Source organism: Aeromonas sp. 25-248 (assembly GCF_053005425.1).
Map to the genome: position 1 here is coordinate 407,188 of NZ_JBRKTB010000002.1, position 26,178 is coordinate 433,365.

A 26,178-nucleotide genomic window follows, 5' to 3' on the forward strand; every position below is an offset into this window, starting at 1 on the left:
GTGCTTTTACAAAATTACACAAAATCTATTATAGCATTACCTCTATTGTTTTTTCCTGAGTCAGGGGGCCGATCTTGGCAGCATTTATCTCCTGAGGGGCATTGGACATGGTGGTCGAAACTCAGTGAAATGTGGTATTTGCAAACGAGGTTGTCGGATGCGATCACCTGCAACTTATGTTCAGTAATCTAGCATGATGATTAATTTTTCATGTCTTGCTACATTTCCGCTTGTTTCCCAAGCAAGCAATGATCATAATTTCATGAGCCGCCTTATCATTCATGGGGTAAGGATTCTGTGACAATGCTTTCATTTTTATAATTTCATGCCGAAAACAAAGACGTAATTTATATGGTGTTAATTAGGTATTTTCTTGAAATACCTCTTTGTGGGTGTTTTCGGGGCTCAGCAAATAATAAATGCATGTGGCATATAGCTTTTTTAATTTCATTCTCCAGTTCGATAGAGGCATTAATAGGGTTCAACTTGATGGAGATCAACATAAAGGGGGAAGGGGAGGCATAGCATTCCCGCAATTAAGCATTTGTCAAACAATGCTCACTGACGGGAATAAGAAGAATGGTCGAGGATACTTTTTTATCGGCTCATGGAATTAATCGCCGTGACTTTATGAAATTGTGCGCCGGGATGGCCGCAACCCTGGGATTAAGCCAGAATGCCGTGGCCAAGATGGCCACGGCGCTCACCAGCCCGGAGCGGCCGCCGGTGATCTGGATTGGGGCGCAGGAGTGTACCGGTTGTACCGAGTCACTGCTGCGCGCCACCCACCCCACCATCGAGAACCTGATCCTCAACACCATTTCGCTGGAGTACCACGAGGTGCTCTCGGCGGCCTTCGGTCATCAGGCGGAAGAGAACAAGCACAACGCTATCGAGCGCTATAAAGGCAAGTATGTGCTGGTGGTGGATGGCTCCATTCCGCTCAAGGATGGCGGTGTCTACTGCATGGTGGCCGGTGAGCCCATTGTCGACCATATTCGCCGCGCGGCTGCCGATGCGGCTGCCGTCATCGCCATCGGCTCCTGCTCCGCCTGGGGCGGGGTGCCTGCCAGTGGCGGCAACCCGACCGGTGCCGTCAGCCTGGAGGAGGCCCTCGGCAACCTCGGTACGCCGATTATCAATATCCCGGGCTGCCCGCCCAATCCCCACAACTTCCTCACCACGGTCGCCTACTACATCACCTACGGCAAGCTGCCGGCGCTCGATGCCAAGAAGCGGCCGCTGTTTGCCTATGAACGGCTCATCCACGAAAACTGCGAGCGCCGTCCGCACTTCGACGCTGGTCGCTTCGCCAAGGAGTTCGGTGACGAGGGCCACCGTCAGGGCTGGTGCCTCTATCACCTGGGCTGCAAGGGGCCGGAGACCTACGGCAACTGCTCGACCCTGGAGTTCTGCGATGTGGGTGGCGGGATCTGGCCGGTGGGCATAGGCCATCCCTGCTACGGCTGCAACGAGCAGGGCGTGGGTTTCAGCAAGGGGATCTTCCAGCTCGCCAAGGTGGAGAATCCCACCCCGCGGGTCAACAAGCCCGACGTGGCCATTCAGGAGGGAGGGCACATGTCGCCCACCGCCACCGGCCTTATCGGTGGGGCGCTCGGGGTGCTGGTCGGGGTGAGTCTGATGACGGTGCGCGAGCTCGGTCGCCAGCAGAAGCGCCATGAAGCCGGGCAGCACACCTCACGGGAGGAGTGACCGTGAACAGACGCAACTTCCTCAAATTCGCCTCCGTCGGTGCGCTGGCGGCGGGCACCACCGTTTCCGGCACCGCGCTGGCGGCGGCCGAGAACAAGCCGCCCATTCCCGGCGCGCTCGGCATGCTCTACGACTCCACCCTCTGCATCGGCTGCCAGGCCTGTGTGGCGGAGTGCCAGCGCCTCAACGGCAACCCGGCCAATCCGGCCGGGGAAGCGACCTGGTCCAACAACGACAAGCTGAGCCCCTACACCAACAACATCATTCAGGTGTGGAAGAGCGGCACGGGTGAGCACAAGGATCAGCTGGTGGATGGCTATGCCTACATCAAGAAGCAGTGCATGCACTGTGTCGATCCCAACTGCGTCTCCGTCTGCCCGGTGCAGGCGCTGACCAAGGATCCCAAGACCGGCATCGTCCATTACGACCCGGACGTCTGCACCGGCTGCCGCTACTGCATGGTGGGCTGCCCGTTCGACGTGCCCAAATATGACTACGACAACCCGTTCGGGGCGATCCACAAGTGCGAGCTCTGCAACCAGAAGGGGCTTGAGCGCATCGATCAGGGCAAATTGCCCGGCTGTGTCGAGGTGTGCCCCACCGGCGCCGTCATCTTCGGCACCCGCGAGGCGCTGATGGCCGAGGCCAAGCGCCGGCTGCTGGCCACCCCGGGCAGCGAATATGCCTACCCGCGCCAGACCTTCAGCGCCAACGATCCCTACCTGCATGAAGTGCCCAACTACCAGCCTTACGTCTATGGCGAGAGGGAGGGGGGCGGCACCCAGGTGCTGGTGCTGGCCGGGGTGCCCTACACCAAGCTCGACATGCCTGACTTGCCGGAGCTCTCCTCCGGGGCGCGCTCCGAGCACATCCAGCACACCCTCTACAAGGGGATGGTGCTGCCGCTGGTGGTGCTGACCGGGCTCTCGGTGCTCATTCGCCGTAACACCAAGGATCATCAGGATGGCGACGATCATGACTCGCACGCGGGCCATGACAAGCAATCGGGAGGCAAGGATCATGAGTAATCACAAGGCACATCCGCTGGGGGGCAGGCTGGTCAGCTGGCCGGTCATGGTGCTGGCGCCGTTCGTCATCCTGTGCGGCATGCTGATCCTCAAACGCCTGATCTTCGGGCTGGGCTCGGTCACCGATCTCAACGGCGGCTACCCCTGGGGACTCTGGATCTCGTTCGATCTGCTGATCGGCACCGGTTTCGCCTGCGGCGGCTGGGCGCTGGCCTGGGCGGTCTACGTCTTCAACCGGGGCGAGTATCACCCCCTGGTGCGACCGGCCCTGCTGGCGAGCCTGTTCGGCTATTCACTGGGGGGCCTCTCCATCACCATCGACGTCGGCCGTTACTGGAACCTGCCCTACTTCTACATTCCGGGTTTCTTCAACACCTCCTCGGTGCTGTTCGAGACGGCGGTCTGCATGACGATCTACATCGGGGTGATGGCGCTGGAGTTTGCCCCCGTGCTGATGGAGAAGTTCGGCTGGAAGGTCTCCATGGCGCGGCTCAACAAGGTCATGTTCTTCATCCTGGCGCTGGGGGCCCTGCTGCCCACCATGCACCAATCCTCGATGGGCTCTTTGATGATAGTGGCGGGGGAGAAGATCCATCCGCTCTGGCAAAGCTACGAGCTGCTGCCGGTCTTTTCGCTTCTGACCGCCTTCATCATGGGCTTCTCCATCGTGGTGTTTGAAGGCTCCCTGGTGCAGGCGGGGCTGGCGGGGCGCGGCCCCAACGAGAAATCGCTCTTCTACAAGCTGACCCAGGTGATCGACATCTTCCTGATCCTGTTCGTGGCGCTGCGCTTTGCCGAGATCGTCATCAACGACAAGTCGGAGTACCTCTCCCAGTGGAATCGCTATGCCTTGATGTTCTGGAGCGAGATCGCGCTGATGATCTTCCCGCTGCTGGTGTTCCACTGGGACAAGAGCCGCCGCGATTCGCGCATGTTGTTCCTGGGAGCTCTCAGCATGCTGCTGGGCGCCGCCTTCTGGCGACTGGACTACTCCCTGCTCGCCTTCAACCCCGGCAATGGCTACCACTACTTCCCCTCCGCGGCGGAAGTGCTGATCTCCTTGGGCTTCGTCGCCATCGAGGTGTGTGCCTATTTGCTGCTGATCCGGCTGCTGCCGGTACTGCCATCACTTGAACGTGTTCACCAAGATTATCAGGCCCGAGGGAAAGCCAACGTATGAGCCAACGTATCACCATAGACCCCATCACCCGCATCGAGGGTCACCTGCGTATCGACTGTGAAATCGAAGGCGGCGTCGTCACCAAGGCCTGGTCGTCCGGCACCATGTGGCGCGGGATGGAGGAGATCGTCAAGGGCAACGACCCGCGCGATGCCTGGATGATAGTGCAGCGCATCTGCGGGGTGTGCACCTCCATTCACGCCATCGCCTCGGTGCGGGCGGTGGAGAACGCCATCGGCGCCAAGGTGCCGGTCAACGCCCAGTACATCCGCAACCTGATCATTGCGGCCCACAACATCCACGATCACATCGTCCACTTCTATCAGCTCTCCGCGCTGGACTGGGTGGATATCACCGCGGCCCTTGAGGCCAATCCGCAAAAAGCGGCGGACATGCTCAAGGGGGTATCGACCTGGTCCCTCAACAGCGCCGAGGAGCTGACCAAGGTGCAGGCCAAGATCCGCGCCCTGGTGGCGAGCGGCCAGCTCGGCATCTTCGCCAATGGCTACTGGGGCCACAAGGCGATGAAACTGAGCCCGGAGGTGAACCTCATCGCCGTGGCTCACTATCTGCAGGCACTGGAGTGCCAGCGCGATGCCAACCGCATCGTCGCCATTTTGGGCGGCAAGACCCCCCACATTCAGAATCTGGCGGTGGGCGGCGTGGCCAACCCCATCAACCTGGATGCGCCGAGCGTGCTCAACCTCGAGCGGCTGCTCTACGTAAAGAGCTTTATCGACCGGCTCGGCGAGTTTATCGAGCAGGTCTACAAGGTGGATGCCGCCATCATAGCCGCGCACTACCCCGAGTGGCTGAACCTGGGGCAGGGGGCCAAGCACTATCTGAGCGTGCCGGAGCTGCCCACCGACGGTGACGGCGGCAGCTTCCTGATGCCGGGTGGCTATATCGAGAATGGCAATCTGGCTGGTTATCGCCCCATCGAGAGCCATCAGGATGGCTGGCTGATGGACGGCATCGCCGAGAGCAACAAGCATGCCTGGTACAAGGATGACGCCCCCCTCAAGCCCTGGGAGGGCAAGACCGAGCCCGATTACACCGGCTGGCATGATGACGGCAAATACTCCTGGGTCAAATCCCCCACCTTCTACGGCAAGGTGGTGGAGGTGGGGCCGCTTGCAGACCTCTTGGTCAAGCTCGCCGCCAAGCACCCGGAGACGGTGGCACACTTCGACCAGCTGAACGGCATCTATAAAGCGCTCACCGGCTCAGCCATCAAGACCGAACAGCTGCACTCCACCCTGGGCCGCATCATCGGCCGGGCGGTGCGCTGCTGCGTGCTCAAAGACACCCTGTCTCATCAGTGGAAGGCGCTGGTGGACAACATCGGCAAGGGGGATTTCAGCGCCTACATCAAGACCGAGATCCCGGCGGACAAGGAGTTTCGCGGGGTGGGCTTTGAAGAGGCGCCGCGCGGTATGCTCTCCCACTGGGTAGTCATCAAGGGTGGCAAGATCGAGAACTATCAGGCGGTGGTGCCATCGACCTGGAACTCGGGCCCGCGCAACTTCAACGACGAGCCCGGCCCCTACGAGCAATCCCTGGTAGGCACCCCGGTGGCCGATCCGGCCAAGCCGCTGGAAGTAGTGCGCACCATCCACTCGTTCGACCCCTGCATGTCCTGCGCGGTGCACGTGGTGGATACCCAGAGTGGTGAAACAACTCAGGTGAAGGTGCTGTGATGAACACCCTGATCCTGGGCGTGGGCAACCTGCTGTTGAGCGATGAGGCCGTCGGCGTGCGCATCGTCGAGGGGCTGGAGCGCGACTACCGCTTCGCCCCCGGCATCGAGCTGCTTGATGGCGGCACCGCCGGCATGGAGTTGCTCGAAGCGATGGCCAGTCGCGACCACATCATACTGGCGGACGCGGTGCGCAGCGGCAATCCACCGGGTACCGTGGTGACCCTGAAGGATGAGGAGATCCCGACCCTGTTTGGCCGCAAGATCTCCCCGCACCAGCTGGGGCTGGCGGATGTGCTCTCGGCGCTGCACATGACGGGGGAGTCGCCAAAGCGGCTCACCCTGATCGGGGTCGAGCCCGAATCCCTGGAGCCCCGCATCGGCCTCACTCCCGTGGTGGTGGCGGCGCTGGGGGAGGCGACGGATCGGATCTTGACCCTGCTGGCCAGTGTCGGTGCCCCAGCCATCCCGCTCTCTGAGCAGGAGAAAGCTGAACAAGCGCGGGAGGGCACATGGCGCAATCCATTGTGAACGAGGTTGAGAGAGTGCCGGAAATATTACCGGAGACGGCGCAGGAGTTTGCCGGTTTTGCAAGCGATCCCGCGCCTCTGCTGGTAGCCCAGTACGAGCGGATCGCGCAGCAGGAGATGCAGGTGCTGCCCTTCTATCACCCGGCCATGCCCATAGTCGCAGAGTGCACCCTGTTTGAAGGGCAGTGGCTTGGCTGCGTGCTCACCCCCTGGATGCTGAGCGTGGTGGTGCTGCCGGGGCCGGATCAGCTCTGGCCGGTGCGTAGCAGCAGCGAACGCCTCGCCCTGCAGCTCCCCTGCGGCAACCTGACCTTTATGGTGGGGGAGTTGCCCGAGACGGGGCAGTTGCTGGCCTGCTCGCTCATGTCCCCCATCGACCCGCATCTGGGGGCCGAGGAGGGGCGGGCGCTGGTGAGCAGCGCCCTCAAGATGCTGCTTTCGCTTCCGGTGCAGCAGGGGGAGGGCGGCGTGAACTTGAGCCGGCGCCGCCTGTTCGGTGCCCGTCGCGGCCTGGGACTCGGCGCCACCGAGTCCTAGGCCCCAGGGCGCATCCGCCATAGTTCGGGGCCCCTGTCGGCCCCCTCGTTCGATGTATCGCCCGGCGCCCCTGCGTCGGGTGGTTCAGATGGATAAGGAGTCTTATGATCATCCCCCGTCATCCCCGCAGTCAGGTTCGCCTTTATGGCGCCCCTGTGGTTGCCACCCTCCTGCTGGCCCTGCTATCGGGCGGTTTCTCTACCATGGCGCTGGCTGCCCAGCCCGTCCCCGCCGAACTCAAGCTCGCCATCGGCAGTGAGCCCACCGAAGGGTTTGACCCTCTGCTCGGCTGGAGCCACGGCAGCTACCTGCTGCTGCACAGTCCGTTGCTCAAACAAAACGCCGATCTCAGCTGGCAAAACGTGCTCACCCAATCGGTGACCCCGAGCACGGATGGCAAGGGGTGGCTTATTACCCTCAAGCCTGATCTGAAATTCTCCAACGGCGCGCCCCTCACCGCCGAGGATGTGGCCTTCACCTACAACAGCGCAGCCCAGGGTGGCGGCAAGATCGACATGGGCAACTTTGTCTCGGCCAAGGTGCTCTCGCCCACCGAGGTTGCCATCACCCTGAGTGCCCCCCAGAGCACCTTTGTCAACGTGCTGGGATCCTTGGGGATAGTGTCGAAGAAGGATTACGACGCAAAAGCCTATGCCCAAAAGCCGGTCGGTGCCGGCCCTTACCGGCTGGTGAGCTTCCTGCCCGGTCAACAGCTGGTGGTGGAGGCGAACCCCTATTACGCCGGCGGCAACAATGACTTCAAACGGCTGGTCTTTGTCTTTATCGATGAAGAGAGCGCCTACGCCGCGGCCCAGAGTAGCCAGCTCGACCTAGTGCGCATTGCCCCGTCACTGGCGCCCACCGTGCCTGCCTCCCTCAAGCTGTGGGTGCGGCCGAGTGTCGAGAATCGCGGCATCGTCTTCCCTATTCCGCCGGCGGGTGGCAAGGATGCCAAGGGTTATCCCATCGGCAACGACGTGACCTCGGATGTGGCGGTGCGCCGCGCCATCAACTACGCCATCGATCGCAAGCTGCTGGCCGATCAGCTGCTGGAAAGACATGCCATCCCCGCCTACAGCGCGGTGGAAGGTTTGCCCTGGCTGAACAAAGCCACCGCCTTCAAGGATGGCGATGCTGCCCACGCCAATACCCTGCTCGACGAGGCCGGCTGGAAGAGGGGCAGTGACGGCATTCGCCACAAGGGCAATCTGCGCGCTGCTTTTACCCTCTGGTACACCAGTGGCGACAGCACCCGCCGGGATTTGGCGGAAGCGGTGCGGGCCATGCTGGGGCCCATTGGCCTCGAGGTGAGCCTCAAGTCCGGCAGCTGGGAGCAGGTGGAGCGGGAGATGCACGCCAACCCGGTGCTGATGGGGTGGGGGAGTCTGGATCCCATGGAGCTCTATCACCACTACCAGAGCGGCTCCGGTGGCGTGGAGTTCTACAACCCGGGTTATTACAGCAATCCGGTGGTGGATGGTCACCTCAAGCAGGCGCTGGATGCCCCGAACTGGCAGGCGGCCGTGCCGTTCTGGCAGCAGGTGGAGTGGGATGGCAAAACTGGCGCCGGAGTGCAGGGAGATGCCGCCTGGGCCTGGCTGCTCAATGTGCAGCACACCTATCTGGCCAATCGCTGCATCGACCTTGGCAAGGGGGCGCCGGAAATCCACGGTAGCTGGTCACTCCTCAACAACCTGCAGGATTGGCGGTGGACGTGCCGTTAAGTTCGTCCACTATGATGACTGCCACTCTAAAAGCCCTGCTGCGTCTGGCAGGGCTGTTATGTCTGGTCTCGGTCGCCACCTTTGTGCTGCTGAGTTACTCCCCCATCGACCCCATCAAAGCCTATATCGGCAACGATCTGCTCCATGTGCCGCCGGAGCAGTACGCCCGCATCGCCGTTCGCTGGGGGCTGGATCAACCGCTCTGGCTGCGCTACTGGCACTGGTTTACCCAGGTGCAGCATGGGGATCTCGGTTACTCCATGCTCTACAACGCACCTGTGGGTGAAGTCATAGGCCAGCGCTTTGCCGCCTCCTTCCTGCTGCTGGCGGGTGCCTGGCTGCTCTCCGGCTTTTTCGGGATTTTGCTGGGCCTCTGCGCCGGTCGCTATCTCAATCGCTGGCCCGATCGCCTGATTTGCCGCTTTGCCTACCTGCTCGCCTCCCTGCCCACCTTCTGGGTCGGCCTGTTGCTGCTTGCCCTGTTTGCGGTGCACTGGCCACTGTTGCCGGTCTGCTGCGCCTGGACGCCGGGGCTTGCGGCCGATGAGGTTGATTGGGCTATGCGAGCGCGCCATCTGCTGCTGCCAGTGACTACCCTGGCGCTGCTCGGGGTAGGCAACATTGCCCTGCATACTCGGGGGCGGGTGGCCGAGGTGCTGGCGAGCGATTTTATTCGCTACGCCCGCGCTCAGGGGGATGGTGGCTGGCCCATGCTGCGCTTTCACGTGCTGCGCCATGCCCTGACCCCAGCCATTTGTCTGCAGTTTGCCTCGCTAGGCGAGCTGATCGGCGGATCGCTCTTGGCAGAGAAGGTCTTCTCCTACCCAGGGCTCGGCCAGGCCACCGTGGATGCGGGGCTCAGGGGCGATATCCCCTTGCTGATGGGAATCGTGCTCTTCTGCACCCTGCTGGTCTTTATTGGCAACACGGTGGCCAGTTTGCTGCTGGCCCGTATCAATCGGGGTTGGGAGGGGGAGCATGCTGTTTAATCCGCTTCCCTCCATACTGCGGCTGGTTTTTGCCCTGCTCGGATTGGCGCTGCTGGCCACTTACGGCTGGAGCCTCTCTCATCAGGATGTGCCAATGGATCTGCTGGCGCGCCAGCAACCTCCCTCGCTGACTCACTGGTTCGGCACCGATCAGATGGGGCGGGATCTCTGGTTGCGCGCCTTTCAGGGCACCCTCACCAGTCTGGAGCTGGGCATCAGCACGGCTCTCTGCAGTGGCCTGCTGGCCATGGTGGCGGCAAGCGTGTCGCTCATCCATCCCAGATGCGATGCTGCGGTGCGAATGGTGATCGACGCCATGCTGGCGCTGCCCCATATGCTGCTCTTGATCCTGATCTGCTTTACCGTGGGGGGCGGTATGCGCGGGGTGATCCTGGCGGTGGCGCTGACCCACTGGCCCAAGCTGGCGCTCATTCTCTGCGCCGAGGCGCGGCGGATCGCCTGTAGCGACTATGTGGTGCTGGCCCGCTGTCAGGGGATGGGAGCGCTGCGTCGCTGGCGTACCCACCTGCTGCCGGGGCTGTTGCCCCAGTGGTTTATCGGCACCTTGCTGATGTTTCCCCATGCGGTGCTGCACAGCGCGGCCTTGAGCTTTCTCGGCTTTGGCCTGGCGGCCCACGAGGCCTCGTTGGGTCTGCTGCTGGCCGATGCCCTGCGTTATCTGGCCGGTGGCGGTTGGTGGCTGGCCCTCTTCCCGGGGCTGATGTTGCTGCTGCTGGTTCTGCTGTTTGATCAGGCTACCCGCGCGTTGCAACAGCTGTTGTGGCACAGGAGTGAACCATGCTGAGTTTTGATCAGGTGACCATAGAGGCAGCCCACTACTCCTGGCTGGGGCGGCGCAGCTGGCAGCCTTTGCTGACCGATATCAGCCTGCAACTGGCGCCAGGGGAGATAGTGGCGCTGGTGGGGGGAAGCGGCGAGGGCAAGAGCCTGCTGCTGCAAAGCGCCCTGACATTGCTGCCGGACAATCTGCGGATGCGCGGCACAATCTCCCTCGATGGCACGCCCCTGTGCGATGCCAGTCGTGCCCGTCTGCGCGGTCACACCCTCTGCTATGTGCCGCAGGGGGTGAGCGCCCTCAATCCGCTGCTGACGGTGGAGCGCCAGCTGGGCCGTGCGGCACGCCTCTGCGGCCAGAGCGGTTCTCGCGAGCGGCTCGGCGAGCAACTGCTGCGCTACCAGCTGCCCGCGACCACCCTGGACAGATTCCCGCGCCAGCTCTCCGGCGGCATGGCCAAGCGCATTCTGGCCTGCACTGCGGCGCTTGGCGGCGCCCGTTACATTCTGGCGGACGAGATCACCGCCTGGCTGGACGAGGGGCTGGCTTGTCTGCTGCTCGGCCAGTTGCGTGAATTGGCCAATCAGGGCAGCGGCATCCTCTGGGTCACCCACGATCTGGCGCTGGCAGCGCGCTTTGCCGATCGCATCGTGGCGCTGCATCAGGGGCAGGTGAGCGATACCTTGAGCTGCCACCATCTGCGCCAGGGGCAGGGGAGCGAGATGCTCCGCGCCCACTGGCAGGCACTGCCCGAGTTCAATGCGCTCTTCTCTGCGCCGGAGGTTTCCTGATGTTGGAAGTACGAAATCTCACTATCGCGCAGGGGGAACGTCCCCTCTGGCAGGGGTTATCGCTGACGGTGAAAGCGGGCGAACGGCTCGGTATCTCCGCCCCGAGTGGTTATGGCAAGACCACCCTGGGGCGAGTATTGGCCGGTTGGCAACCGGTTGGGGCCGGCGGGCAGATCCTGCTGGATGGGCAGCCAGTACCTCAACAGGTAAAAGGTTATAACCCCATCCAGCTGGTACCCCAGCACCCGGAACTCACCTTCAATCCCTATCGCACCACCGGGCAGGCGCTCTGGGATGTATGGCGCCCCGATGACGCCATGCTTGCCCGCTTTATGGTCAAGCCTGAATGGCTCGGTCGTAAACCCGGCCAGCTCTCCGGTGGTGAGCTGGCCCGCATCGCGCTGCTGCGCGCCCTCGATCCCCGCACCCGACTGCTGATTGCCGACGAGGTGACCGCCCAGCTGGATCCGCAGATTCAGCGCCAGCTCTGGCGGGAGTTGATGGTTGAATGCGAGCAGCGCGGGCTTGGCATGGTCATCTTCAGTCACCAGCAGGCACTGCTGCGCCAGATCTGCCATCGGGTGCTGCGCTTTGGTGAGGTGCAACCCGAATCTGGGGAGCTGGCCGAAAGCGCAGCTTGAGAGTTGGTTCCCCCTCATCCCCAGCCCTTCTCCCGCAAGGGGAGAAGGGAGCAGACGGTGACTCTCCCCAAGCTTGGGGGCACAAGCTGGTTGTTATGCTCGCAGTGCGCGTACTTCGAACTTATTGCCAGCATCCACAAACCGGTTCCCTCTCCCTGGGGAGAGGGTCAGGGTGAGGGGACGCTGGCGACTCCGAACAGATAGCACGGCCGACAAGGTTCGCAGATAAAAGAGAGGGAGGCATCAGCCTCCCTCTCTTGTTATCCGCCACTGGTAACGGCATTTAACCGGTTCTGATTCAGGCACTGGCCAGCCAGTTGAGCCAGGCATCCATCCCTTCGCCTGTAGTGGCGCTGACCTGGATCACCTGAATATAGGGGTTGACCCGTTTGGCGTTCTCGATACAGCGGGCGACATCGAAGCTGACATAGGGCAGCAGATCGATCTTGTTGATCACCATCAGCTGGGCGGCGGCAAACATGTCCGGGTATTTCAGCGGCTTCTCTTCCCCCTCGGTAACGGAGAGGATCGCTACCTTGTACTTCTCGCCGAGATCGAAGCTGGCTGGGCAGACCAGATTGCCCACGTTCTCGATAAAGAGGATGCCTCCTTCATTGGCGGGCAGCTGGTGGCAGGCATCGTGGACCATTTTGGCGTCCAGATGGCAGCCCTTGCCGGTGTTGATCTGCACGGCAGGGACACCGGTGGCACGGATGCGATCCGCATCGGCGCTGGTCTGCTGATCCCCTTCGATCACGGCGCAGGGGCGCTTGTCGGCCAGCTGGCGCAGGGTTTCGCACAGCAAGGTGGTCTTGCCTGAACCCGGGCTCGATACCAGGTTGAGCACCAGCTGGGCCGCCTCGTCGAAGTGTTCGCGGTTGTGGGCGGCCAAGGCGTTGTTCTTGGCCAGCACATCCATCTCGATGGCGATCAGCTGGCGCTGCCCCATGCCGGGCACCGACAATCCCGCTTCCCCTTTGCCGTAGTGCAGATCACCCTGCTGATGGTCATGGTCATGGTCATGGTCATGGTCATGGTCATGGTCATGGTCATGGCTGTGATCATGGTGGTGCTCATGCGGGTGATCATGCCCCTCGTGGCTTATGGGAGCCCGCACCCCGTGGTAGTGGTGATGGACATCCCCCTGATGGTGATAGTGGTGGTGAATGATCAGGGTGCGCGGCGCGCTCTGCTCGTGATCATGATGGTGATGGGCGTCATGAGCATGATGATGGTCGTGTTCATGACCATGTTCATGGTGATGTTCATGTTCGTGATGATGCTCATGATCGTGCTCATGGCCGGCGATCCGCGCCTGGCCGCATCCGCATACGCTACACATATCAACTTACCTCGATGTCGGTGATGCGCAGGCTATCACCCTGCGCGACTCGTAATTTGTATCCGCCACACTCGGGGCAGGCCTGCCCGCGCTCGGTGAGGGTGACTGTCTGGTTGCAGTCGTAACACCAGGCCTCGGCCGCCTGGTGCTGAAAGTGAAGCTGGGCCCCTTCGACGGCAGTGCCCTTGGCGGCCGCCTCGAAACAGAAGGCAATGGTGTCCGGGTCGACGCAGGAGAAGCTGCCAACCTCGAGCCAGAGGGCGGTCACCTTGGTAAACCCCCGCTGGGTGGCCTGCTCGGCCGCCAGATCGATGGCTGCCATGGCCAGAGACATTTCGTGCATGGTGGCTCCTTAACCGATATGGGGAGGAGCAGTGACTCCTCCCTGTCATTGACGGAACGGCATGGCCGCTCAGCAGATCCGCGGCAGCAGCTCCCCTTGCGGCAGCTCCAGATAGCGGCGGCTGCCCCAAGGGTTGCTCAGGATCACCTTGTGGCGATCGCTCGCCTGCACCACGCCGATCTGGCTTGCCGCGGGGTTGAATTGCCGCAAGATGCCCAGTGCGTCCTGCGCCTGTTCGGCAGGCAGGGCCAGCACCATGGTTCCCTCGTTGGCGAGATCATGGGGCTCGAAACCGTAGAGCTCGCACAGGCCCCGCACCGGATCGCACACCGGGATGGCGGACTCCTCCAGTTCGATGGCCACCTGGGAGGCACTGCTCCACTCGTTGAGCACGGCGGCAAGGCCACCGCGGGTGGCATCGCGCAGGGCGTGAGGGGTAATACCCGCTTTTAGCAGCGCTTCGACCTGCGGCCAGAGGGTGGTGCAGTCGCTCTTGAGATCGGATCCCAGTTGCAGGGCGTCACGGGCCATCAGGATGCAGGCGCCGTGGCTGCCGATATCTCGCGACACCAGGATGGCGTCACCGGCCTTGAGGCTCCGCACCGAAATGCCCCGGCTCTGTTCGGGCAGCGGGAAAGTGCCGACCCCGCTGGTGTTGATAAAGATCTTGTCGGCCGCCCCCTTGGGCACCACCTTGGTGTCGCCGCAGACGATGCGGGCGCCGCTGTTGGCAAGCTCGGCCGCCATCGACTCGACGATGCGGGCGAGATCGGCGTAGGGGAACCCCTCCTCGATAATAAAGCTGCAACTGAGGTATTCCGGTTTGGCCCCCATCATGGCGAGATCGTTGACCGTGCCGGCGATGGCCAGCTTGCCGATATCCCCCCCCTCGAAGAAGAGCGGCGAGACGGTAAAGCTGTCGGTGGTAAAGGCGACGGGGCCCTCTACCGGCAGCAGGGCGGCATCTTCGCCGCGCAGCAGGATCTCGTTGCCAAAGTGGCGAAAGAAGAGGTGGCTTATCAGCTGGTTCATCTCGACGCCACCGCCGCCGTGGCTTAACTGGATTTCTCTCATCGGGTCTGGTTCTCCACAAGATTGCAGAAACAGGCTGGTTCATCTCTCCTCACCACCCGACCACCGTGGCTTAACTGAATTTCTCTCATTGGATCCCCATATATCGGTAGTAGGCATTGCAGGCCCCCTCGGAGCTGACCATGCAGCTGCCCATGGGCTGGGTCGGGGTGCAGCCCCGGCCAAAGACGTTGCACTGGTTCGGTTTGGCCAGGCCGCGCAGGATATCGGCGCACTGGCACGCCTTGTGGTCATCGATGGGAGTCTGATCAAGCTGGAAGTGGCGCTCCGCATCGCGCTTGGCAAAGGCATCGCGCAGGCGCAGGGCGGAGGCGTTGATATCCCCAAGGCCTCGCCAGCGAAAGTGCTCGCGGGTCTCAAAATATTGGTCAACCAGCCGCTGGGCGGCTTTATTGCCGCTGGCGGTGACGGCGCGGCTGTATTGCACCTCCAGCGCGTAGCGACCCTCCACCTTCTGGCGCACCATCATCAAGAACGCCTCCATCACATCCACCGGTTCGAAGCCACTCACCACCACAGGCACCTGATAGCGATCGACGATGGGCAGGTAGATATCGGCGCCGGTGATGACGCTGACGTGGGAGGGGCCGATAAAGGCATTCACCTTGGCCACTCCGTCGGCCATCACCGCATGAATGGCGGGGGGCACCAGCACATGGTTGATATGAAACAGCAGGTTCTCAATCCCCTCAGCTTCAGCCGCAGCCAGCAAGGCGGCGGTCATGGGGGTAGAGGTCTCGAAACCGATGGCGAAGAAGACCACGGTTTTGTCCGGGTTCTCACGGGCGATGCGCAGGGCATCGAGGGGGTCATAGACCGGGCGGATATCGCTCCCCTTGGCCCGCTGCTGGGCCAACGTGCCTTTGGAGCCCGGCACCCGGATCATGTCCCCCAGGGTGACCAGAATGACGCTGGGCTGGCTAGCCAGCTCGATGGCCTGATCGATGCGCTCTTTTGGCATGATGCAGACCGGGCAGCCGGGGCCGTGGACAAACTCGATGCAGGCGGGCAGCAGCTGGTGCAGGCCGTACTTCATGATGGTGTGGGTATGGCCGCCACACACCTCCATCACCCGCAGCGGCTCGGGCAGATCCTTGGCCAGTTCTGTAATTTGGGCGGCGAGGGCACGGATCACCTCGGGCTGGCGAAAGCCCTGAAAGAGATCATTCAAGGTCAGCATGGCAAGATATCCTGCGCAGGGATAAGGGCCACCATCTGGCGGAAGCTCTCGAGGCTGGCCTGCGCCTCCTCTTCGTCAATCTTGCTCATCACAAAACCGATATGGAGCAGCACATAGTCGCCCACCTGGAGGGGCTCTTCGAGCAGCATGCAGCTGACGCGCCGTTGTACCCCCAGGGTGTCGACGGTGACGCAGTTATCTTCGGGGTGCAGCTGCACTACCTGAGAGGGGATGGATAGACACATGGATTTCAGGACTCCGACAAGGTGGCACAACCGGTTGTGACAGGCTGGTGCGTGGCAAGATGGTGGATGGCAAACCAGAGCTGACCGGCGGCGATGCCACCGTCATTGAGCGGCAGGGTTTCGCTGGTCAATACCTGCCGATCGGCTGCTTCGAGCGCGGGCACCAGCTGATCCATCAGCACCCGGTTTTGAAAGACGCCGCCCCCGAGTACCACCGGATAGCCGGGGAAGCGCTCGGCAAGGGCGATGACCAGAGCGCTGATGGCGCGGATAAAACCGGCGGCCAGGCTGGCGGTGGTGGTGCCTTTGCGCCGCTCGCTGACAAGGGTATTGATGAGCTCGGCCCACTCGATCTGCAGTGGCCCTTCCGCTGATTGGCTGAGGTCAAAGGCGAGGGGGAAGGACTGTTCATCGGGGGCCAGCTGCAAGGCAGCCGCCTCCAGCAATAGCCCCGCTTCGCCCTCGAAATCGGGGGTGTCGATCACTCCCAAGATCGCTGCCACCGCATCGAACAGTCGACCGATGGAACTGGTGTAGGGGGCGTTGCGACCGAGATGCCAGAGCTGGTGCAGGTTGCTGATCCGCTTAAGGGGCAGTTTGTTGGTCAGCGGAATATCGAGGGCACTGATCTCCTCAGGGCTATGCGATTCAAACAGCAGCCCCAGTAGCTGACGTACCGGCTCGCGGATGGCCGCTTCGCCGCCGATCAGCTTGAAGGAGGCAAGGTGGGCAACCCGCTCAAATCCCTGAACGTCTGCGATCAGCAGCTCGCCGCCCCAGAGGGTGCCGTCATCGCCAAGGCCGGTGCCATCGAAGGCAACACCCAGCACCGGGCCCGTGATGTTGTGCTCGGCCATCACCCCCAGCAGGTGGGCGTGATGGTGCTGCACCTCGAGATGGGTTGTACCTTGATTCTGGCAATAGCTTTTGGCCCACTGATGGCTGAGATAGCCCGGGTGGCGATCCGAGACCAGCAGTTCGGGGTTGAGATCGTAGAGTTCGCGAAAGGTCGCCAGGGTCTGCTCGAAGTGCTCCTGCATCGGCAGGCTGTGCAGATCGCCGATATAGGGGCTGTAGATGCGCTGGCGGCCGAAGGCGAGCGCCAGCTGGTTCTTCTGTTGCGCCCCGACAGCCAAGAGCGGCACCCCGACCGCCTCTTGCAGGCTGGGGGTGCAGGGGGCATAGCCCCGGGCGAGGCGCAACGTCTGGCGTCGCCCGCCTGCCCACTGCACCAGACTGTCGTCGCACGGGTGCAGGATGGGGCGGTTGTGATCCAGGATGCCGTCAATCTCGCTGCCGAGTTCCCTGACTACTGCCTCACAGTCGATCAGGATTGGGCTGCCGCGACCATTGGCGCTGGTGGCCACCAGCGGCATGGCGCTGGCGTCCAGCAGCAGCTGATGGAGCGGGGTATAGGGGAGCATGACGCCAAGGTAGGGGATGCCGGGGGCGATCCCTTCGGCCAGCGGCGCGGTTGTCAGTCGGGATTCTGAGAGCCGATCATCATTTTTGCGCTTGCGCAGCAAGGTGATGGGTCTGGCCTGAGAGGCGAGCAGCTTCCACTCGTCTTCGCTGCCGGTGACATGCAGTTTGGCCTCGGCAAGGGAGCCCATCATCACCGCCAGCGGCTTGCGCGCGCGCCGCTTGAGCGTTCGCAATCTGGCCACACTCTGTTCATTGCGGGCATCACATATCAGGTGATAACCCCCCATCCCCTTGACCGCGATAAGCTTGCCCGCTTGCAGGGCGCGGGCAGCTGCTTGCAGGGCATCCTCGTGCTCGGCCAGCGCCTCGCCATGGCCGCTGCGCCAGCTGAGGTGGGGCCCGCACTCGGGGCAGCTCACCGGCTGGGCGTGGTAGCGTCTGTCCAGCGGGTTTTCATAGGCCGCCGCGCAGCGCGGGCACATGGCAAAGCCTGCCATGGCGGTATGGGGTCTGTCGTAGGGGAGGCTGCGGATGATGGTGTAGCGCGGGCCGCAGTGGGTGCAGTTGGTAAAGGGGTAGCGATGGTGGCGATCGTTGGGGTTGGCCACGTCCGTGGCGCACGCCTCGCACATCCCCTGATCCGGCGAGATGGCGACCGTGGCGGCGCTCTGCTGCTGGCTGGCTTTAATTCGAAACTGACCATGGAATTGGTCATCGAAGTCGGGATCCTGATCTCGGGGCAGTTCCCGCTCGCTGAAATGATCGATGCGGCTAAGTGGCGGCGCCAGTTCCCGCAGTTCGCGGGCAAAGCTGGCCAGCTGCTCGGGCGATCCTTCGGCGCCGATAGTGACGCCGTTGGCATCGTTCAACACATAGCCGGCAAGGCCGTGGCGCAGCGCCAGCCCATAGACGAAGGGGCGAAAGCCGACCCCCTGCACGATACCGTCTATATGAAATTCCCGGCGCAGTCGAAGGCGTGTCGACGTGGTCATGGCGCCATCCAAAGAGGGGCCAGCGCCCCTCCCTGATAAACGGGGGGCAGGGAACCCTCCCTCATGACAGGGAGGCTGGGGAGGGCCGACAGGGGCGGCCATCCGACGATCATCCTGGGGGATGTCATGCGATATCGAACTCCCATCTACTGGCCTGCCGCCACGGCATGGGCCATCGGGTGCAACGAACGGGGGGCAACGGGCTGCGTCGCGATAGAAGGGGCGTAGCCTTGACAGGCAGAGGAGGCCCTCGCCCTGTCACGGGGGCCAAGTTTATCGGGTCAGTGGCCCCCATTACCTTGATCTCGCACCGGTTTGAGTGCCAGATGCGGCGCTTCTTTGCGATCCTGTGAGGGGCGCCACGTCCCCCGGCGGCTCGAGATCCCGGGCGGAAGAGAGAGGCGATCAGCAATGAAAGAGGGAGGCGGTTGCCTCCCTCTTGCGTGCCATGGCCTTGGGCCCAGCGCCCGCCATCAGATATCCACCTGGGATCCCAGCTCGATCACCCGGTTGGGCGGGATCTCGAACTGATCCGGCGCCCGCAGGGCGTTGCGCTGCAGCAGCATGAAGAGCTTGCCCCGCAGATAGAGGTACCAGGGGCGCTCCTTCATGATCAGCGACTCGTGGGCCATGAAGAAGGAGGTCTCCATCATACGGCAGCTCAGCCCCTCGGCGTTGCAGCGGTGGAAGATCTCCTCCACGTTCGGGGTCTCGCGCCAACCGTAGCTCGCCACCACCCGCCAGAAGGTGGGGGAGAGCTGCTCGATGCAGACCCGGCGCACGTTGTGGACATAGGGCACTTCCTCCACCTTCAGGGTGAGCAGGATGACGCGCTCGTGCAGCACCTTGTTGTGCTTGAGGTTGTGCAAGAGCGCATGGGGGATGACGTTGACCACCCGCGACAGATAGACGGCGGTGCCCGCCACCCGGGTCGGCGGGGATTTTTCGAGCGACGCTATCATGGGCTCCAGCGAGTTGCCGTGCTCGTTGAGGCGGCGAATAAGCTGGAAGCGCTCGCTCTTCCAGCTGGTCATCAGGGTGAACATGACGGCCCCCAGGGTGAGCGGCAGCCAGCCGCCGGAGAAGATCTTGGCGAGGTTGGCGGCAAAGAGCGGCACGTCGATGGCGAGCAGCAGGGCGAAGAGGGTGGCCACCAGCGGCTTGCGCCAGTGCCAGCTGTGGCGGGCCACCGAGCACGACAGTATGGAGGTGAGCACCATGGTGCCGGTCACGGCGATGCCATAGGCCGCCGCCAGGTTGCTGGAGTGCTCGAAGCTCATGATGACGATCACCACAGAGAGATAGAGCAGCCAGTTGATGACCGGAATATAGATCTGGCCGGACTCCTGCTCAGAGGTGTGCACGATGCGGATGGGGGAGAGATAGCCGAGCCGCACCGCCTGCCGGGTGAGGGAAAACACCCCGGAGATCACCGCCTGGGAGGCGATGACGGTGGCGAGCGTCGCCAGCAGCAGCAGGGGCAGCAGGGCCCACTTGGGCGCGAGCAGGAAGAAGGGGTTGGCGATGGCTTCGGGATTGCCGAGCAGCAGGGCTCCCTGGCCGAAGTAGTTGAGCACCAGGGACGGCAGCACCACCATGAACCAGGCGCGGCGAATGGGGCTCTTGCCAAAATGGCCCATGTCCGCATAGAGCGCCTCCACCCCCGTGATGGCCAGCACCACGGCGCCCAGGGCAAAGAAGGAGGCGCTCTGATAGGTCATGAAGAAGCGCAGCGCCCAGATTGGGTTGAGCGCACCCAGCACCTCGGGGTGGTGGAGGATGCTGCGAAGGCCCAGTGTCGCCAGGGTCAGGAACCAGATCAGCATGATGGGGGCAAACAGCTTGCCCACGGCGGCGGTGCCGTGTTTCTGGATGGCAAACAGCAGGGTCAGCACCAGCACCGAGAGCGGCACTATGTAGGCGTCCAGGGAAGGCGCCACTATCTTCAGGCCCTCGATGGCCGACATCACCGACATGGCCGGGGTGATCACCACCTCGCCATAGAAGAAGCTGCCGCCAATCAGCCCCAGGATGATCAGCACCGGCGTCCATTTTTCCGGGGTGTTGCGGGTCGCGAGCGACATCAGGGTGAGAATGCCCCCTTCGCCCGCGTTGTCCGCCCGCATCACGAAGGAGAGGTACTTGACCGAGACCACCAGGATCAGCAGCCAGAAGATAAGCGAAAGAAAGCCCAGGATGGAGGCGGGCTCCACCCCGAAACCGAACTGGCCGGAGAGGCACTCGCGCAGGGTATAGAGCGGGCTGGTGCCGATGTCGCCATAGACCACGCCGATCGCCGCCAGCATGACGCCGGACAGGGCGGGTTTGTTAGTACAGTTCATGAAATTATCTTGTCAGATTGCCGGTGGCATGGCTGCCAACACAGGGGCCCCGCACTACCGGGAGTTCACGGATAGTCGTTCGGGAGGATCTTCAGGATTGCGATGGGAGCGGGGGTTAGCTGGATATAAATAGGAGGCTCATCATGGACACAGTCTGTTTATCTGCGATTCAGCTTATGATGACACAGAGTCTGTGGGAGTATGTTCAGGTATAAATAATCAAAAAAGACTTTTGAACGAGGTTATTAATTACTCCTTGATTGAAATAGACCCCCGTGCAGCGAGCAAGTGTTTGTTTTTGCTAAGCAGCCATTTTTAGCCAGTCTTTTCAATCAAACGGGTTGAAAAACGGGCGATAAAATGTTGACCAATAAATTATCGGCAGGAGCGACAGAGAGGGAAGGCTTGGGTAGCAATGGAGTCTTTATTTCATCGGCTGGATGGAGAATCGTCGGGAAGAGAAGTGACCGCAGTAAAGACAGCCACTATAAAGTGAGGGCATAAATAGAGGGTGGGAATGTAGGGGGCAATGAACGAAGTGAATTGCACCACTAATTAAAAAATGCAAGAGGTGCAATGCGCTGCGCTTATTGCACCCTACGGCACTAATCGAAAAAATAAATACGATGTTCTATGACCAATGAATCTCACAAATTAATATTCTTATGTTTCCTTTGGCAGGCTGGTTGCTAGAGCAGAAAGAGCATTTTTAAAGTCCTCAGCAGGGCCACGTTTAGATAATTGGACTAATTCATTAAGCCCTGTAGAACTGGTAAACGTCATTTCTTGATATAAACAGATTGGTAGCTCGTGATTGTTTTTGAATCTGCGGTCAGGCCCACCAGATTTATTTACATACTTCCACGTCTTATCAACAATCAATGCATCGCTTGGAACGGTTTCATCTTCAATAAACCGCCTATCACGTACCGTCACAAGGAGTGCTTGATAACTTACTGCTCCGACTCCTGCAGCATCGTAAACCAGAACTCGGTCAGGGAAGAAATGCAAAGTCTGACGACCAACGGCAAGTGCGACAGTTTTTACATTCGTTTGTAAATATGGAGGCTCAGAGATCTGAATTGTTGTTGTTTTGCGGTCTACTAGATTACTGGCACCCGCATGGTATTTTTTATCAAGGACCTTACCAGAGGCCGATATGTGCCAAGCTTTTCTACATTTCTCCAAGCGTTCAGCTGCTTGGAACAGTTTATTATATGTAGTCTCCATTTCTGGTTCAAAGTCATAGAACAACACAGTTGTCTTAGCCAGCATATCTCGTGTATGAGATACCCAAGTGAAAAACAAACCCAATACTAATGTGGAAAGCACAACCCATCTTGGTAGCTCCATATTATTCAATAAATATGTAAGCCCTAAGGACGTAATAAAAACGATTGGCCACATTCTATATTTCTTTCGTTTATCATTTAGCTCGTTGAGTAACTCTGATGAAGATGAATCAACGATCTGTGTGACATGTGCGGAATCAATTTCCTTTAGCGGTTCATGAGTGTAATGATGGGGATCACTTGTAACGTGCTGGTTTATATCTTGAATCAAAGAGCTTTCAGATGGAGAACTAGCAATAGTGGAACGGTAGTAAATATTTTTCGTACCAATTCTGACATAGTTTCCCCTTGGGCCTGTTCCAATTCTTAGGCCTTTAATACCAGCAGAAACACCTAGACCAGATTTTGATAGATTGAAACGAAAAGGGCCAACAGCAATGCTCTTCCTTATATAAAATCCCATGTTTACTCCGATGTAAAAAACGCCCTGCTAAGAGATTCGTGCGAGGAAATGTTCGTTGCAGAGTTGGTTGCCATCTGGGACATGCTATCTCGTCGATTAAAAAACAGTAGCGGGAGGTGTTGGAAACCGGACCTTGCTCAACAAATGAGTCAACAGGGGAGCTTTTTTGTTCTGTTTTTCTTTACGACTTACACATTTTAAATAGAAAAACTAAACGTTTTTGTCGCCGATCTACTTTCTCCAGGGCCTGTTGGCGCTGTCTTGCGCCCTGTTGCCGCCATTTCATCAATGGGTCGTAGGCATGTCGTCGAGCGGTCTGCCGCACGATGGGGCAGGGACTGTCATCCGGGTGTCGAATTCATCACCTTGTCGCGTCAATAGTTGTGACCGGCCGGTGATATAGAACCCTCTAGGCTCTCTCCCTAATAACGGCATTAGGCTGCGGATCCCGATTTCTGCATCGGGTGCCGTACTTGTTGGTGGCTGCGACGGGTCACTTGCGAACCTGAGTCAGCCCTGAGTGCAAGGCTGCCCTGCTCCGCCCGACGGGGATCCGGCCATTGGCGCCCGGGGCCGGCTCGGGTATAGTCCTGCGCCAACAAGATAGGTTCGGATGGAGGAGTCGGCACCGCGTCAGGCAAGCGGGCCGAATCACTCCTTCGGCGCGGCGTTAAAGGATATCCCCATGAAATTCAGTCCCCTGCTCGATGAGATGATGAAGGCGCTGCAGGTCTTGCCGGGCGTGGGCCCGAAATCGGCCCAGCGCATGGCGTTCACCCTGCTCGAGCGCGAGCGCAGCGGCGGTCTGCGTCTGGCCTCCCTGCTCAACCGGGCGCTCACCGAAATCGGTCATTGCAGCCACTGCCGCACCTTTACCGAGAACGATCGCTGCGAGATCTGCGCCAATCCCAAGCGCGAGGAGAACGGCCTGCTCTGCGTGGTGGAGAGCCCGGCGGACGTGGCCGCCATCGAGCAGACCGGCCAGTTCTCCGGCCGTTACTTCGTGCTGATGGGCCACCTGTCGCCCCTTGACGGTATCGGCCCCGAGGAGCTGGGGCTCGATATCCTGGAGCGCCGCCTCAAGGAGGAGCAGATCAAGGAGCTGATCCTCGCCACCAACCCCACCATCGAGGGGGATGCCACCGCCTGGTACATCGCCGACATGGCCCGCACCGCCGGGGTGGAGGTGAGCCGCATCGCCCACGGTGTGCCGGTGGGCGGGGAGCTGGAGCTGGTGGATGGCACCACGCTCTCCCACTCCCTGATGGGGCGCCAGCGCCTGAGCTAAAGACGCCACGAACCCCACCCCGGCCCTCCCCTTGATAGGGGAGGGAGCAATGGATCTTGCCCCACTCCTCTCTTTGGCAGGGGAGAAAGCAACGAACCCCACCCCGGCCCTCCCCTTGGCAGGGGAGGGAGCAATGGATCTTGCCCCACTCCTCCCTTTGGCAGGGAAGAAAGCAACGAACCCAACCCGGCCCTCCCCTTGATAGGGGAGGGAGCAATGGATCTTGCTCCACTCCTCCCTTTGGCAGGGGAGAAAGCAACGAACCCCACCTCAGTCCTCCCTTTGGCAGGGGAGAGCAAGGCTGACCCCGTTATTGGCTCCACACTCGATCCCAATCTGACCCTCCTCGCCAGACAGGGGATGGCAGTGCACCTCCCCCTTGTGAAGGGGGAGGCCGGGAGGGGGTTGCCTGTGTGGGCCAAGCGAGGGGCCGGTGTGCAATTTTGCTCTCAAGTTTGCACGCAAGCCCCTTGATATTTGAAAGGCCAACCCCATCTAGCTTGGGAATCTGTTCAACCCGACGTTTTGAGGACTGGTCGATGACCCAAAGTGTTCACGCCGAAACCCACGGCTTTCAGACTGAAGTCAAACAACTGCTGAGCCTGATGGCTCACAGCCTCTACTCCAACAAAGAAGTATTCCTGCGCGAGCTGATTTCCAACGCCTCCGATGCGGCGGACAAGCTGCGCTTCAAGGCGCTTTCCGATGCCTCTTTGTTCGAAAACGACGGCCAGTTGCGCGTGCGCCTGGTGGTGGACAAAGAGAACAAGACCCTGACCATTTCGGACAACGGCATCGGCATGACCCGTGACCAGGTGATCGAGCACCTGGGCACCATCGCCAAGTCCGGCACCGCCGAGTTCTTCAAGCACCTCTCCGGTGACCAGGGCAAGGATTCCCAGCTGATCGGCCAGTTCGGGGTGGGCTTCTACTCCGCCTTCATCGTGGCCGACAAGGTGACCGTGGTCTCCCGCGCCGCAGGCACCGCGCCGGAGCAGGGCGTGCAGTGGGAATCACAAGGGGAAGGCTCCTTCACCGTGGCTGACGTGACCAAAGCCGGTCGCGGCACCGACGTCATCCTGCACCTGCGCAGCGATGAAGAGGAGTTCCTGGACGACTGGCGTCTGCGCTCCGTGGTGAGCAAATACTCCGACCACATCAGCGTGCCGGTGGAAATGTACAAAGAGGGCACGCCGGATCGGGAAGAAGACGGTGAAACCATCGTCGGCACCCCGGGGGAGTGGGAGCAGGTCAACCGCGCCACCGCGCTCTGGACCCGCAACCCGAAGGACATCAAGGACGAGGAGTACCAGGAGTTCTACAAGCACGTCGCCCACGACTTCGAAGATCCGCTCCTGTGGGGTCACAACCGGGTGGAAGGGGCCCAGGAGTACACCAGCCTGCTCTACATCCCCGCCCGTGCGCCGTTCGATCTCTACAACCGCGAACAGAAGCACGGCCTGAAACTCTACGTGCAGCGCGTCTTCATCATGGACGACGCCGAGCAGTTCATGCCGACATACCTGCGCTTCGTGAAAGGGGTGCTGGACTCCAACGATCTGCCGCTCAACGTCAGCCGTGAAATCCTGCAGGACAACAAGGTGACCGCCTCCTTGCGCAGGGCCTGCTCCAAGCGCGTGCTCACCATGCTCAACAAGCTGGCGAAAGAGGATGCCGAGAAGTACGCCAAGTTCTGGAGCGAGTTCGGCAATGTGCTCAAAGAGGGCCCGGCCGAGGATTACGCCAACCGGGAAGAGATCGCGAAGCTCTTGCGCTTTGCCAGCACCGCCGGCGAGGGCGAAGCCCAGACCGTGTCGCTCGAGGATTACGTTGGCCGCATGAAGGAAGGTCAGCAGAAGATTTACTACATCACCGCCGACTCTTATGCCGCTGCCAAGAACAGCCCGCACCTCGAGATCTTCCGCAAGAAGGGCGTCGAAGTGCTGCTGATGTGGGAGCGGGTGGACGAGTGGCTGATGAGCCACCTGACCGAGTTCGACGGCAAGCAGCTGGTCTCCGTCACCCGTGGCGAACTGGATCTCGGGGATCTGGAAGACGACGCCTCCAAGCAGGCGCAGGAAGAGGCCGAAAAAGCCAACGCCGGTCTGGTTGAGCGGGTCAAGAAGAGCCTCGGGGAGGCGGTGAAAGAGGTGCGCGTCACCCACCGTCTGACCGACTCGCCGTCCTGCATCGTCACCGACGCCCACGGCATGAGCACCCAGATGATCAAGCTGATGCGCGCCGCCGGTCAGCCGGTGCCGGAGCAGAAGTACATCCTGGAGCTCAACCCCGACCACGCCCTGGTGAAGAAGCTCGGCACCATCGAGGATGAGAGCCTGTTTGGCGAGTGGGTCTCCCTCCTGCACGAGCAGGCCCAGCTGGCGGAGCAGGGCGGTCTCAATGATCCGGCGAGCTTCGTCTCCCGTATCAACCGTCTGCTACTCCAGGCGTGATGTGATTGTGATTGGCCCACTGCATGACAGTGGGCTTTTTTTTGGCCGTTCCCCTCTGGTGCGCTGCTGCATTTTCAATCATTTTTTGTGGTC

22 protein-coding genes are annotated in these 26,178 nt (G+C 61.0%); 14 read left to right on the forward strand and 8 right to left on the reverse strand.

Features of this window, described 5'->3' with window-relative positions; translation table 11 throughout:
• The first annotated feature begins 579 nt into the window (after positions 1-579).
• From hybO to ACVDHI_RS05315, 11 genes are all read left to right on the forward strand, one after another.
• Positions 580-1,713 carry a hydrogenase 2 small subunit gene (gene hybO / locus ACVDHI_RS05265; RefSeq protein ID WP_324047802.1) on the forward strand — a complete coding sequence of 378 codons (1,134 nt, stop codon included), beginning with the start codon at positions 580-582 and terminating at the stop codon, positions 1,711-1,713.
• A 2-nt stretch (positions 1,714-1,715) separates the two neighbouring features.
• On the forward strand, positions 1,716-2,741 hold the full coding sequence (gene hybA, locus ACVDHI_RS05270) for a hydrogenase 2 operon protein HybA (RefSeq protein WP_101149545.1): 1,026 nt from the start codon (positions 1,716-1,718) through the stop codon (positions 2,739-2,741).
• Positions 2,734-3,921 carry a Ni/Fe-hydrogenase cytochrome b subunit gene (hybB, locus tag ACVDHI_RS05275; RefSeq protein WP_447211807.1) on the forward strand — a complete coding sequence of 396 codons (1,188 nt, stop codon included), beginning with the start codon at positions 2,734-2,736 and terminating at the stop codon, positions 3,919-3,921. The genes hybA and hybB overlap by 8 nt, the downstream gene beginning before the upstream one ends.
• Positions 3,918-5,621, forward strand: coding sequence for a hydrogenase 2 large subunit (gene hybC / locus ACVDHI_RS05280; protein ID WP_447211808.1), 1,704 nt, complete (start codon positions 3,918-3,920; stop codon positions 5,619-5,621). The genes hybB and hybC overlap by 4 nt, the downstream gene beginning before the upstream one ends.
• The gene (locus ACVDHI_RS05285) at positions 5,621-6,151 is read left to right on the forward strand and encodes a HyaD/HybD family hydrogenase maturation endopeptidase (protein WP_447211809.1); all 531 of its coding nucleotides are present in this window, start codon (positions 5,621-5,623) and stop codon (positions 6,149-6,151) included. The genes hybC and ACVDHI_RS05285 overlap by 1 nt, the downstream gene beginning before the upstream one ends.
• Positions 6,133-6,687, forward strand: coding sequence for a hydrogenase-2 assembly chaperone (hybE, locus tag ACVDHI_RS05290; protein WP_339331670.1), 555 nt, complete (start codon positions 6,133-6,135; stop codon positions 6,685-6,687). The genes ACVDHI_RS05285 and hybE overlap by 19 nt, the downstream gene beginning before the upstream one ends.
• A gap of 104 nt (positions 6,688-6,791) precedes the next feature.
• The gene (locus ACVDHI_RS05295; protein ID WP_447211810.1) at positions 6,792-8,411 is read left to right on the forward strand and encodes an ABC transporter substrate-binding protein; all 1,620 of its coding nucleotides are present in this window, start codon (positions 6,792-6,794) and stop codon (positions 8,409-8,411) included.
• On the forward strand, positions 8,396-9,400 hold the full coding sequence (locus ACVDHI_RS05300; protein ID WP_447211811.1) for an ABC transporter permease: 1,005 nt from the start codon (positions 8,396-8,398) through the stop codon (positions 9,398-9,400). The genes ACVDHI_RS05295 and ACVDHI_RS05300 overlap by 16 nt, the downstream gene beginning before the upstream one ends.
• Positions 9,390-10,205 (forward strand): ABC transporter permease, encoded by an 816-nt coding sequence (locus tag ACVDHI_RS05305; RefSeq protein ID WP_201910018.1) that lies wholly within the window; start codon positions 9,390-9,392, stop codon positions 10,203-10,205. The genes ACVDHI_RS05300 and ACVDHI_RS05305 overlap by 11 nt, the downstream gene beginning before the upstream one ends.
• Positions 10,199-10,987: an ATP-binding cassette domain-containing protein gene (locus ACVDHI_RS05310; protein ID WP_447211812.1), complete on the forward strand. Its 789-nt coding sequence runs from the start codon at positions 10,199-10,201 to the stop codon at positions 10,985-10,987. Before ACVDHI_RS05305 ends, ACVDHI_RS05310 begins: the two co-directional genes overlap by 7 nt.
• Entirely contained in the window at positions 10,987-11,628 is a 642-nt protein-coding gene (locus ACVDHI_RS05315) for an ATP-binding cassette domain-containing protein (RefSeq protein WP_447211813.1), read from the forward strand. The genes ACVDHI_RS05310 and ACVDHI_RS05315 overlap by 1 nt, the downstream gene beginning before the upstream one ends.
• 298 nt (positions 11,629-11,926) lie before the next feature.
• Here the strand turns inward: ACVDHI_RS05315 and hypB are convergent, their stop codons facing one another.
• Entirely contained in the window at positions 11,927-12,733 is an 807-nt protein-coding gene (gene hypB, locus ACVDHI_RS05320; RefSeq protein ID WP_447211871.1) for a hydrogenase nickel incorporation protein HypB, read from the reverse strand.
• Here hypB and ACVDHI_RS05325 point away from each other — a divergent pair.
• Entirely contained in the window at positions 12,614-12,994 is a 381-nt protein-coding gene (locus ACVDHI_RS05325; RefSeq protein WP_447211814.1) for a hypothetical protein, read from the forward strand. The two genes, hypB and ACVDHI_RS05325, sit on opposite strands and share 120 nt — an antisense overlap.
• On the opposite strand, the gene hypA is transcribed toward ACVDHI_RS05325, so the two are convergent.
• From hypA to ACVDHI_RS05360, 7 genes are all read right to left on the reverse strand, one after another.
• The gene (gene hypA / locus ACVDHI_RS05330; RefSeq protein WP_024944968.1) at positions 12,972-13,313 is read right to left on the reverse strand and encodes a hydrogenase maturation nickel metallochaperone HypA; all 342 of its coding nucleotides are present in this window, start codon (positions 13,311-13,313) and stop codon (positions 12,972-12,974) included. The genes ACVDHI_RS05325 and hypA overlap by 23 nt on opposite strands.
• A 69-nt stretch (positions 13,314-13,382) precedes the next feature.
• Entirely contained in the window at positions 13,383-14,387 is a 1,005-nt protein-coding gene (hypE, locus tag ACVDHI_RS05335; RefSeq protein ID WP_447211815.1) for a hydrogenase expression/formation protein HypE, read from the reverse strand.
• An 85-nt stretch (positions 14,388-14,472) separates the two neighbouring features.
• A complete protein-coding gene (hypD, locus tag ACVDHI_RS05340) occupies positions 14,473-15,585 on the reverse strand; it encodes a hydrogenase formation protein HypD (protein WP_447211816.1) in 1,113 nt (370 codons plus the stop codon).
• Positions 15,579-15,830 carry a HypC/HybG/HupF family hydrogenase formation chaperone gene (locus ACVDHI_RS05345; RefSeq protein ID WP_042648489.1) on the reverse strand — a complete coding sequence of 84 codons (252 nt, stop codon included), beginning with the start codon at positions 15,828-15,830 and terminating at the stop codon, positions 15,579-15,581. Before ACVDHI_RS05345 ends, hypD begins: the two co-directional genes overlap by 7 nt.
• Positions 15,831-15,835: 5 nt before the next feature.
• Positions 15,836-18,247 (reverse strand): carbamoyltransferase HypF, encoded by a 2,412-nt coding sequence (gene hypF, locus ACVDHI_RS05350; RefSeq protein WP_447211817.1) that lies wholly within the window; start codon positions 18,245-18,247, stop codon positions 15,836-15,838.
• Positions 18,248-18,720: 473 nt separating this feature from the next.
• Positions 18,721-20,589: a low affinity potassium transporter Kup gene (gene kup, locus ACVDHI_RS05355; RefSeq protein ID WP_447211818.1), complete on the reverse strand. Its 1,869-nt coding sequence runs from the start codon at positions 20,587-20,589 to the stop codon at positions 18,721-18,723.
• A 663-nt stretch (positions 20,590-21,252) separates the two neighbouring features.
• The gene (locus tag ACVDHI_RS05360; RefSeq protein WP_323939895.1) at positions 21,253-22,344 is read right to left on the reverse strand and encodes a DUF4236 domain-containing protein; all 1,092 of its coding nucleotides are present in this window, start codon (positions 22,342-22,344) and stop codon (positions 21,253-21,255) included.
• Between the two features lie 685 nt (positions 22,345-23,029).
• On the opposite strand from ACVDHI_RS05360, the gene recR reads away from it, so the two are divergent.
• Together recR and htpG are read left to right on the forward strand one after the other, a co-directional pair.
• Complete coding sequence (recR, locus tag ACVDHI_RS05365) at positions 23,030-23,632, forward strand: recombination mediator RecR (RefSeq protein ID WP_039038914.1); 603 nt, start codon at positions 23,030-23,032, stop codon at positions 23,630-23,632.
• 539 nt (positions 23,633-24,171) lie between these two features.
• On the forward strand, positions 24,172-26,085 hold the full coding sequence (htpG, locus tag ACVDHI_RS05370; protein ID WP_447211819.1) for a molecular chaperone HtpG: 1,914 nt from the start codon (positions 24,172-24,174) through the stop codon (positions 26,083-26,085).
• Positions 26,086-26,178 lie beyond the last annotated feature (93 nt).